Source organism: Propionicimonas sp., assembly GCF_047606205.1.
In the GTDB taxonomy this organism is placed as follows: Bacteria; Actinomycetota; Actinomycetes; order Propionibacteriales; family Propionibacteriaceae; genus Propionicimonas.
This window is the reverse complement of the sequence record NZ_JASGES010000202.1, coordinates 1-9,638: the sequence shown is the minus strand read 5'-3', so window position 1 is coordinate 9,638 and position 9,638 is coordinate 1. Positions and strand designations below refer to the sequence as shown.

Genomic DNA, 9,638 nt, shown 5'->3' with positions numbered 1-9,638 from the left:
GGGGCCGGCCGCTCGGCCCGGTCCCGGACGCCGGCCCGCAGGCGGCCGGCAACACCCTGCTGACCAGTTCCGCAGCGGAGGTCGCGACCGCGCGGGCACAGCTGGGCGACCTGCGCCTCGGGCCCCGTCCGGGGCTGCCCTCGGACTACCGAAGGGCGGCCTTCGGTGAGGCGTGGACCGACACCGACGGCAACGGCTGCAACCAGCGCGACGACGTGCTCCTGCGCGACCGCGTCGCGTCCCAGCCGTACCGGGTCGGGCGGCAGGGGAGCTGTGACCACGACGTCCTCGCCGGGACCTGGGTCGACCCGTACACCGGGGCGACGATCGTCCTCACCGACGCCAAGGAACAGCAGCAGGCCCAGTCGGTCCAGATCGACCATGTCGTCGCACTCAGCGTCGCGTGGCGCTACGGCGCGGCCACCTGGACCGACGGGCAGCGACTGGCGTTCGCCAACGACCTGCGCAACCTCGTCGCCGCTGGCGGGGCGGCGAACCAGGCCAAGGGTGGCGCCGACGCGTCGCAGTGGCAGCCGGTCCGCGCGGCGCGGTGCGGCTACGCCGTCCGCTACGTGACCGTGAAGTCGGCCTACGCGCTGCCGACGGACGCGGCGGAGAAGGCGGCGCTCGCGTCGATGCTGGACACCTGCGGCCCGTGAGACCCGCGCAGGACGCGGGTCGCCGCGTGGATCAGTCCGGGGGAGTCGGCCAGGTGGAACCGTCCGCCCCGGTAGGGCGAGGCGGCGTCGTCCACGGCGATCGACCACCAGGCGGCGTCGAGGTCGTGCACGCGGTCGGGCGCCAGCGTGGCGGCGAGGGCCGCCGCGGCGGAGACGCCCAGCTCGGACTCCATCATCGAGCCGACCATCACGCCGAGACCGGCGGCCCGCGCCTCGCGGCCGATCGCGAGCCCCGCCCCGAGACCGCCACACTTGGCCAGCTTGATGTTCACGATGTCCGCGGCGCCCGCGTCGATCGCCCGGCGCAGGTCGTGAATCGTGAACACCGACTCGTCCAGCACGATCGGGACGTCGAAGCGGCGCCGCAGTTCCGCGTGCCCCGCGATGTCCCACGCCGGCAGCGGCTGCTCGAGGAACTCCAGCGGAACACCGGCCGTGCGCAGGCCCTCGACCACGGCCGTGGCACGTTCCACGTCCCAGGCCTGGTTGGCGTCCAGCCGCAGCGGGACGCCCGGCGAGGAGTCGTGGATCCGCACCACCCTGTCGATATCGGCCTCGTCCACCCCCACCTTGATCTTGACCCGGTCGAAGCCGGCGGCCGCCAGCGTCTCCGGAGTCCACGCGACGCCGTCCGCGGCGATGGTGACGTCGGTGGCGACGGCATCCGCCGACCCGCCGAGCAGCCCGGCCAGGGTCTGACCCGTCCCCTGGGCGAGCAGGTCGAGCACCGCCATCTCGCACGCGGCCCGGGCACCGCCGTTCCCGACCACGGCACCCTCGAGCCGGCTCCGGAGTTCGGCTGTCCCGGTCGAGCCGGGGTCCGACCCCACCAGTGCGTCCGACAGCGGCCCGCGGACGCACGCCTCGATCCCCTCGAGCGATTCACCGGTCACCCGCCAGACCTGCGGAGCCTCACCGTGGCCGGTGCGCCCGTCCGCGTCGGTGATCAGGACCGCGACGCTCACCACCTGTGTGGTGCGGCGCAGCGCGGTCACGAACGGGGTGTGCAGGTCACGGACCAGGCAGGTGGTCGCGATCCGGGTTATGCGTGCCATGTCATCCAGTGCTCCCAGGTGGTTCTGCTGAGCCGGGCGACCAGCGCCTGGCCCTCCTCGTGGTCGAGGTGGTGGGTGGTGCAGATCGCGAGGACGTAGGGGGAAGCGTCGGCCGGGCGCACGAACGCCACGTCGTGGTTCACCCCCGGCACCCAGCCGCCCTTGCTCGCGCTCGGTGTGCCGTCCGGCAGCCCGGCGGGAATCATCCCCCTGTGCCGCTGCCGGGCCAGGATCGCCAGCGCGCGGTCGGCGTCGGGACGGGGCAGGACGGACGCGTCCGCGAGCCCCGCCATCAGTGCGGCCAGCGCACGGGCGGTCACCGTGTTGGTCGTTCCCGCGGTCTCGGCAGCGGAATCGCCGATCAGCCTGCCCAGCACGATCTCGCGCGAGGGTTCCACGCGGTCGAGGAAGGCCTGCACGAAGGGGAGGCCCATCCGTTCGACGAGCAGGTCCATCGCAAGGTTGCCGGACACCGTGATCATGCGCTCGGCGAGCACCCCGAGGGCCACCTCGGAGCCCAGCCGGGCCCACGTCTCGTCGTCCTGGTCGTCGGACTGCAGCAGGGTGAAGGTGCCGCCGGCCACGCTGTCGAAGCGGTCGTGCACCAGGGCCGTCGCGTGCTCCTCGACACCGGCCGAGAGCAGGGCCGCCAGGACCGCGAGCTTCACGGTGCTGGCCGCGTAGTGCGAGGCGCCGGCGCGTCGCTGGGCCAGGAGACCGCCGCCGCTCCACAACGCCAGCGAGAACTCCCCGCACCGCCCGGCCAGCTCCCGGTCCCATGCGCGGGTGAGTTGGGCGGTCAGGTCTGGGGACACATCCGACAACGTACCCATGACGGCAGCCCGGCTGCGGTAGCGTCCGGCGCAGGATCAGCGAGATGAGGCGGCGATGCCAGGATCGGACGCGGCGATCGATCGTCGCAACCTGTGGACCTTCGGCGTCGGGACGACCGGGCGCGACATGGTGTACACGCTGGTCAGCATCTACCTGGTGTACTTCCTCAGCGACGTGCTGCGACCCCCGACCGCGGAGTTCCTGTGGGCGAGCTCGCTGATCCTGGCTGCGCGGCTGTTCGACGCGGTCGCCGACATTGTGATGGGCGCGGTCGTCGACAACACCCGCTCACGGTGGGGCCACTACAAGCCCTGGATCGCCGGCGGCGTGGTCGCGTCCGCACTGTTCACCGTCCTGCTGTTCGCCGACCTCGGGCTGAGCGGGGTGTGGTTCGTGGTCGGCTTCGCGCTGGTCTACCTGTTCTGGAGCCTGTCGTGGACGGCGAACGACATCCCCTACTGGTCGCTGCTGCCCGCCCTCACCCTTGACCAGAAGCAGCGGGAGCGGTTCGGGGCGGTGTCCAAGATCTTCGCGACGATCGGACTGTTCGTCGTGGTGGTGGCCGTGATCCCCGTGACGGGTGCGCTGGCCGGCACCTTCGGCCAGGTCAGGGCCTGGACGGTCTTCGCCATCGCCCTGGTGGTGATCATGCTCGCCAGCCAGGCGATCACGTTGTTCGGCGTGCGCGAGCCGGGGTTCGTGGTCGAACAGGAGCGCACGAGCGTCCGGGAACTGGCCAAGGTGGTGTTCGGCAACGACCAGCTGCTGTGGACCGCGGTCGCGATGGTGCTGTTCATGACCGGCTACCTGACCACGACCACCTTCGGCACCTACTACTTCAAGTACGTCTACGGCGACGAGGGCATGTACTCGCCGTTCGCCGCGGTGCTGGTCGCCAGCCAGCTGCTGGGGTTCGCGGTCTTCCCGGCGCTGTCGAAGCGGTTCCCGCGGCGCCGGCTGTACACGATGGCCACCGGGCTGATCCTGGTCGGCTACGTCGTCTTCTTCTTCGCCCCGACCCAGATCGCCTTCATCGCGGTCGCCGGGCTGCTGCTCTTCATCGGGGACGCGTTCATCACGCTGCTGATGCTGGTGTTCCTCACCGACACGATCGAGTACGGCCAGTGGAAGCTGGGGCGGCGCAACGGGGCGGTCACTTTCGCGCTGCAGCCGTTCATCAACAAGGTCGGGGCCGCGCTGTCCACGCAGATGGTCGCCGTCGCGATCGTGATCGCGGGGGTGAACCCCGACCGGCCGGCCGACACGTCGGCGTCCGGGCTGCTCACGATCAAGATCGGAATGCTGGTGCTGCCGCCGATCCTGGTGCTGGTCGGCTACCTGATCTATCGGGCGAAGTACCGCATCGACGAGGAGTTCTACGCCCGGATCGTGGCTGACCTGAAGGACCGCGGCCAGCTCCACTGACCACTGACCGGAGACGGTACGGGCGAGGGTTCTTTGCTGCCGGTCACGAGGTGAACCGCCCCCTGGTGCCGGTTACGCGAGAACCGTCCCCCCCTCCTAACGGGTTGGGGGAAACGGTTCCCGGCGCGGGCATCAGTCGCCCTTGTGGTCGTCCTTCTTGCGCTTCTTGCGCTTCTTGCGGTCCTTCGCCCAGGCGAGCACCTTCTTCTCGTCCCACAGCGGGGTGCGGCCGTCGGCCCACTCGTCGCGGGGGGCATGGAACTCCTTGCCGTTCTTGCGTTCCTTCGACATCGCCGAGCGGAACTGCTCCTTCGGGAGGCCAGCGGCGGCGGCGGCCTGCGACGTCGTCAAGTACACAGACCGCACCCTACTGTCTCCCGGTGAACGGGCTCGGGCTTATGGACGCCTCTGTTCGAGGACGTCGAGGACGGTGACGACGTGACTCGTCATGTCCTCCTGAAGAACCCAGTCCGCGGTGAACAAGTGGAAGAATCCCTTGATCGCGCCGATCGCCATAGCCATGTCTGCCTCCCCTCTCCTGCTGAACTGTCCTGACCCTGACGAGGTTAGCATCGCTAGGGATGCCAATCAAGCATCCCTAGCGATGCTAAGCGTGTCGGGCGGCTTCTGACCGGCGCTCAGCTTCTTCGCCACCGCGAAACCGGGCGGTAACCGGCCGCTAACACGGTGGCACGACGCTGGAGGGGTGCGGCGCCCGCCCCGGGTGCGGCGAGAGGAGCGCGATGATCGTCCGCCAGACGGTGAACGGCCACAGCTACCAGTTCGACTCCCTGGTGGACCTGATGGCGCGCGCCACCCCGCTCCGGTCGGGCGATGAACTCGCCGGCTGCGCCGCCGCCTCGCAGCAGGAGCGCGCCGCCGCGCAGTGGGCACTCGCGGAGGTCGACCTGGCCACCTTCCTCACCGAGCAGGTCGTGCCCTACGAGAGCGACGAGGTCACCCGGCTGATCGTCGACAGCCACGACGCCGACGCATTCGCACCGATCTCGCACCTGACGGTCGGCGGGTTCAGGGACTGGCTGCTCGATGCGGCCTCCCGTGCCGACGCCTCGGCAGCGCTCAGTGCCGTCGCCAGGGGACTCACCCCGGAGATGGTGGCAGCGGTCAGCAAGATCATGCGCAACTCCGACCTGATCGCGGTCGCCCGGGCGTGCCGGGTCGAGGCGGCCTTCCGGACCACCCTCGGCCTTCCCGGACGCCTCGCCACGCGGCTCCAGCCGAACCACCCCACCGACGACCTGCGTGGCGTGGCCGCGTCCATCCTGGACGGTCTGCTGCTGGGTCAGGGGGACGCCGTCGTCGGCATCAACCCGGCCGGCGACGCGCCGCAGGTCACCGCCGACCTGCTCGGCATGCTGGATGAGGTGCGCCGCGGCTACGACATCCCCATGCAGTCGTGCGTGCTCGCCCACATCACCACCACGATCGGGTTGGTCGAGGCGGGCGCACCGGTCGACCTGGTCTTCCAGTCCATCGGTGGGACGCAGGCGACGAACTCGTCCTTCGGTGTCGACGTCGCGCTGCTGCGGGAGGGGCTGGCCGCCGGTCGCTCGCTGCGGCGTGGCACGGTCGGCGACAACCTGATGTACTTCGAGACCGGTCAGGGCTCCTCGCTCAGCGCCGGCGCCCATCTCGGAACCGGCGGGCGTCCGGTCGACCAGCAGACGCTCGAGGCCCGCGCCTACGGGCTGGCCCGCGAGTTCGACCCGTTGCTGCTGAACACGGTCGTCGGCTTCATCGGGCCCGAGTACCTCTACGACGGCAAGCAGATCATCCGGGCCGGGCTGGAGGACCACTTCTGCGGCAAGCTGCTCGGCGTCCCGATGGGCGTGGACGTCTGCTACACCAACCACGCCGAGGCCGACTTCGACGACATGGACACGCTGCTCGCGCTGCTGGCCGTGGCCGGGGTGAACTTCGTGATCACCGTGCCGGGGGCCGACGACATCATGCTCGGCTACCAGAGCCTGGCCTACCATGACGCCCTGGTGATCCGGCACGCGCTCGGGCTGAGACCGGCGCCGGAGTTCGAGGCGTGGCTGGCCGCGCAGGGCATCGCCGAACCGGACGGGACGGTCAGGGGCGTCGAGCTCGGGGCCTCGCGGCTGGTCGCGCTGGCGGGGGTGACGTCGTGACCGGGGCGGTCTCCGGGCGGATCCCCGCCGACCCGTGGGCGCCGCTGCGGGCGACGACGCAGGCCCGGATCGGGCTGGGCAGGGCCGGGATGAGCCTGCCGACCCGCGCCGTGCTCGAGCTGCAGGCCTCGCTGTCCGCCGCCAGGGATGCGGTGCACGTCCCGCTCGACGTGGACGCGCTGCTGCCCGGCCTGACCGGGCTCGGGCTGGGGGACCCGATCGTGCTGGCCAGCAGGGCCGGCGACCGGGGCACCTACCTGCGGCGTCCGGACCTCGGCCGGGCGCCGACCTCGGTGGACAGCCTGCCGTCGGCGGGCTGGGACGTCGGCGTGGTCGTGGCCGACGGGTTGTCGTCGAAGGCGGTCAGTGAGCACGCCGTCGCGATGCTCGAGGCCCTGGTGCAGGCGCTGGACGCGGATCTGACCGTCGGGCCCCCCGTCCTGGTCACGCAGGCGCGGGTGGCGGTCGGGGACGCGATCGGCCAGGCGATGGGGGTGCGGACGGTGCTGGTGCTGGTCGGTGAGCGTCCGGGGCTGTCGGTCGCCGACAGCCTGGGGATCTATCTCACCCACGAGCCGCGGCCGGGGCGCACCGACGCCGAGCGGAACTGCATCTCGAACATCCACCCGCCCGAGGGGCTCGGCTACCGCGCGGCTGCGGCGACCGCGGCGAACCTCGTCCGGGGCGCCAGGGCGCTGGGCCGCTCCGGCGTCGACCTGAAAGACTCCGCAGGGCCGGCCCCGCTGCCTGGCTGAGCACGTTTCGCGTCGTGCTCGGCCGCTTCCGGCCGACCTCCGACGCCGGGAGCCACCCTTCCCGTCCGGGGCCAGTGTCCGGACGGGGGCGCTCGCCGTGAGCGACGGCCCTCGGCGGGTTCATCGGCGAGGTGAGCGGCTCGCGATGAACCCGCCGGGCGGCCGGTGCGCTCACCCCGGGCCTCAGCGCAGCCAGGAGGTGCCCGACCACCGGGTCACTCCGTGCGGCGGCGGGTGGGCGGGGTTGAGCCAGGACCAGTCCGCGTCGCCGCTGCAGGTCCCTCCGTCGAGATGGAGGGTGGCAACGGCCGTGTCGCGGCGGGCGTGCACGATCCCGCCTCCGGCCACGGTGATGATGGTGCGGTCGAGCTGCCCCAGCAGGTCGGACGAGCCGCTGTCGCACGCATCGCAGCCGCAGTCGGGCAGCGTAGCGAGGTACGCGGTGCCCAGGTCCTCCGCGTGCACGGCGGCGTCGATACCGAAAGGCTCGCCGTCCAGCACGGTGGTGCCGAGCACGAGGCTGAGGCCGCCCGCTCGGACGGGGGTCAGCCGGATCTCCTCAGCCAGGCCCGACCGTGGCCGGAGGGCGCCGATCCACTCGGTCGGCGGGGAGCAGGCAGCGCGGACGACGCCGCCGGCCACCAGGACCTGCAGCCAGGCTTCCCGCCGCGCGAACAGGATGTGGTACCGCCCCGGGTCGAGGCAGCGGGAGTACTCCTCCTCCGCCGGCCGGCGGCCACGGTGCGGGTCCGGCCAGCCCGGGGTGCCGGCCCCGGTGCGGGCAAAGGCGGCGTCCACCTTCGCCAGCAGGCTCCCCAGGCGGACCTGTCCTGCCGGCGGGTGGGGAAACCCGTGGGAATCCGGCTGGTCGTCCACGCGTCCAGTATCCCGATCCGCAGCGCCGACCGCGACCGCCATCACGGCCGAAGCGTCCCGAGAACGCCGTGGTCGACGATCCCGGGACGCTTCGGAAGGGCTGTCTCGGACGCTTCGGAGAGGGGAGTGCTACCCCTCGACCGGTTCGCTGCTCATGCCGCCGGTGATCGCGTACTCCTCCTCCGGGGAGAGGACGAGGTTGTGCCGCCCGCGCAACGCGAAGTAGACCAGCGCGAGCACGTACAGCACGACCACGGAGTAGATGGCGGCGGTGTAGGCAGGGTTCATCAGGACGCCGACGAAGATCGCCAGTGAGATCACGCCGGCGACGATTGCCCCCGCGCTGCCGAACGGGCTCAGGTGGGGACGCTTCGCCTCGGGGAACCTGCGGCGCAGGATCACGAACGACGACATCTGCAGCAGGTAGGCGAGGACGGCGCCCCACACGGCGATGTTCAGGACGACCGAGCCGGCCTCCGCACTCCCGTACTGGACGACCATCAGCGAGGCGAAGCCGATCACGGCACCCACGATCAGGGCGAGGAACGGTGTCTGCCTGGCGCCGGTCAGCGACAGGAACTTGGGGTAGTAGCCGGCCCGCGACAGCGAGTACATGTTGCGCCCGTAGGCGAACATGATGCCCTGCACGGAGGCGAGCAGGCCGACCAGCGCGAAGGCCGACAGGATGGCGGCGATGTCGCCGGGGATGATCGCCCGGAAGCCGTCCAGCAGGGGCTCCAGGGACGCGCCGATGGCGCTGGATCCCAGCACCGCCGGGTTCAGGATGACGACGATCGCGCCGGTGGCGAGCAGGGTCAGCATCCCGCCCCGGCCGGCCCTGGGGATGTCCTGCTCCGGGTTGTGCGCCTCCTCCGCGGCCAGGGGGAGCTCCTCGATGCCGAGGAACAACCACATCGCGAACGGCATTGCGAACAGCACCGAGCCCAGGCCCAGCGGCAGGAAGCTCGACCCGCCGTCGGCGGCCGGGATGTCGAACAGCAGGCCGAGGTCGACCTTGCCGGAGACCAGTGCCAGCACACCGAACAGCACCAGGATGCCGATCGACATGATCGAGACCACCACGGCGAACCGGAACGACACCTGCGCTCCGGCGGCGTTGAGCAGCACGAACACCGCGTACAGCGCCAGCCACCACACCCAGGCGAAGCCCGCGTCGATGAGGCTGACCCCGCCGAGCTGGGCGAGGATCGCGTCCGCGTACTGGGCGGAGAAGTAGATCACCACGGCCGTGGTCATCACGTACTCGATGGTCTCGGCCAGGCCGGTGACGAAGCCGCCCCACGGGCCCATCGCTGCCCGGGCGAAGGAGTAGGCGCCACCGGTGTGCGGCATGGCGGCCGCCATCTCGCTGATCGACTCGATCATGGCGACGTACATGACCACCACGATCAGGCTCGCGATCACGAAGCCGCCCCAGCCCGCCGTGGCGATGCCGCCGTTCCAGCCGGAGAAGTTGCCGGAGATGACCGCGGCGACGCCCATGCCCCACAGTCCCCAGACCCCTGCCGTGCGCTTGAGCTGTCGCTTCTCGAAGTAGCCGTGCTCGGCTCTGGTGTAGGTGACGCCGGAGACAGCGACCGGTTCGCTGTCGGTGTCCGTGCTCATGGTGGTCCGTCCTCTCGCGGGCGCCTGCCCGGAAACGCGAAAATCGGCGCCGGGGTCGGCGCCGATGCCGCGAAGCTAGCCCGCCGCAGACCGTCGTCAGCGCCTGTCCGGACGGATTTACGGCTCCGTTACCTGCGGTGCGGAGTTCTTAACACGAGCGGTCGCCGCCGGCCCGGCCGACGTCCCGCCGGTCGCGTCCGGCGCGGGGGTGTCCGCCGGTCCGGACGCGCC

At 71.2% G+C, this 9,638-nt stretch carries 10 protein-coding genes; 4 read left to right on the top strand and 6 right to left on the bottom strand.

The window, feature by feature from the left end; genetic code table 11:
- The coding region (locus tag QM633_RS12870) for an HNH endonuclease family protein (RefSeq protein ID WP_415154161.1) at positions 1 to 659 on the top strand (659 nt) is incomplete at its 5' end.
- On the opposite strand, the gene QM633_RS12865 is transcribed toward QM633_RS12870, so the two are convergent.
- Entirely contained in the window at positions 590 to 1,735 is a 1,146-nt protein-coding gene (locus tag QM633_RS12865) for an enolase C-terminal domain-like protein (protein ID WP_415154160.1), read from the bottom strand. The two genes, QM633_RS12870 and QM633_RS12865, sit on opposite strands and share 70 nt — an antisense overlap.
- A complete protein-coding gene (locus QM633_RS12860) occupies positions 1,723 to 2,550 on the bottom strand; it encodes a serine hydrolase (protein WP_415154159.1) in 828 nt (275 codons plus the stop codon). Before QM633_RS12860 ends, QM633_RS12865 begins: the two co-directional genes overlap by 13 nt.
- Before the next feature lie 73 nt (positions 2,551 to 2,623).
- Between QM633_RS12860 and QM633_RS12855 the strand changes: the two genes are divergently transcribed.
- The gene (locus tag QM633_RS12855; protein ID WP_415154158.1) at positions 2,624 to 3,994 is read left to right on the top strand and encodes a glycoside-pentoside-hexuronide (GPH):cation symporter; all 1,371 of its coding nucleotides are present in this window, start codon (positions 2,624 to 2,626) and stop codon (positions 3,992 to 3,994) included.
- A 132-nt stretch (positions 3,995 to 4,126) separates the two neighbouring features.
- Here the strand turns inward: QM633_RS12855 and QM633_RS12850 are convergent, their stop codons facing one another.
- Positions 4,127 to 4,351, bottom strand: a complete 225-nt coding sequence (locus tag QM633_RS12850) for a hypothetical protein (protein WP_415154157.1) — start codon at positions 4,349 to 4,351, stop codon at positions 4,127 to 4,129.
- 39 nt (positions 4,352 to 4,390) lie between these two features.
- Complete coding sequence (locus QM633_RS12845) at positions 4,391 to 4,516, bottom strand: hypothetical protein (protein ID WP_415154156.1); 126 nt, start codon at positions 4,514 to 4,516, stop codon at positions 4,391 to 4,393.
- Positions 4,517 to 4,737: 221 nt separating this feature from the next.
- On the opposite strand from QM633_RS12845, the gene QM633_RS12840 reads away from it, so the two are divergent.
- Together QM633_RS12840 and eutC are read left to right on the top strand one after the other, a co-directional pair.
- Positions 4,738 to 6,150, top strand: coding sequence for an ethanolamine ammonia-lyase subunit EutB (locus QM633_RS12840; RefSeq protein ID WP_415154155.1), 1,413 nt, complete (start codon positions 4,738 to 4,740; stop codon positions 6,148 to 6,150).
- Positions 6,147 to 6,905 (top strand): ethanolamine ammonia-lyase subunit EutC, encoded by a 759-nt coding sequence (gene eutC / locus QM633_RS12835; RefSeq protein WP_415154154.1) that lies wholly within the window; start codon positions 6,147 to 6,149, stop codon positions 6,903 to 6,905. Before QM633_RS12840 ends, eutC begins: the two co-directional genes overlap by 4 nt.
- A 183-nt stretch (positions 6,906 to 7,088) precedes the next feature.
- On the opposite strand, the gene QM633_RS12830 is transcribed toward eutC, so the two are convergent.
- Positions 7,089 to 7,781 carry a DUF6226 family protein gene (locus tag QM633_RS12830; RefSeq protein ID WP_415154153.1) on the bottom strand — a complete coding sequence of 231 codons (693 nt, stop codon included), beginning with the start codon at positions 7,779 to 7,781 and terminating at the stop codon, positions 7,089 to 7,091.
- Between the two features lie 129 nt (positions 7,782 to 7,910).
- Positions 7,911 to 9,407 carry an amino acid permease gene (locus QM633_RS12825; RefSeq protein WP_415154152.1) on the bottom strand — a complete coding sequence of 499 codons (1,497 nt, stop codon included), beginning with the start codon at positions 9,405 to 9,407 and terminating at the stop codon, positions 7,911 to 7,913.
- Positions 9,408 to 9,638 lie beyond the last annotated feature (231 nt).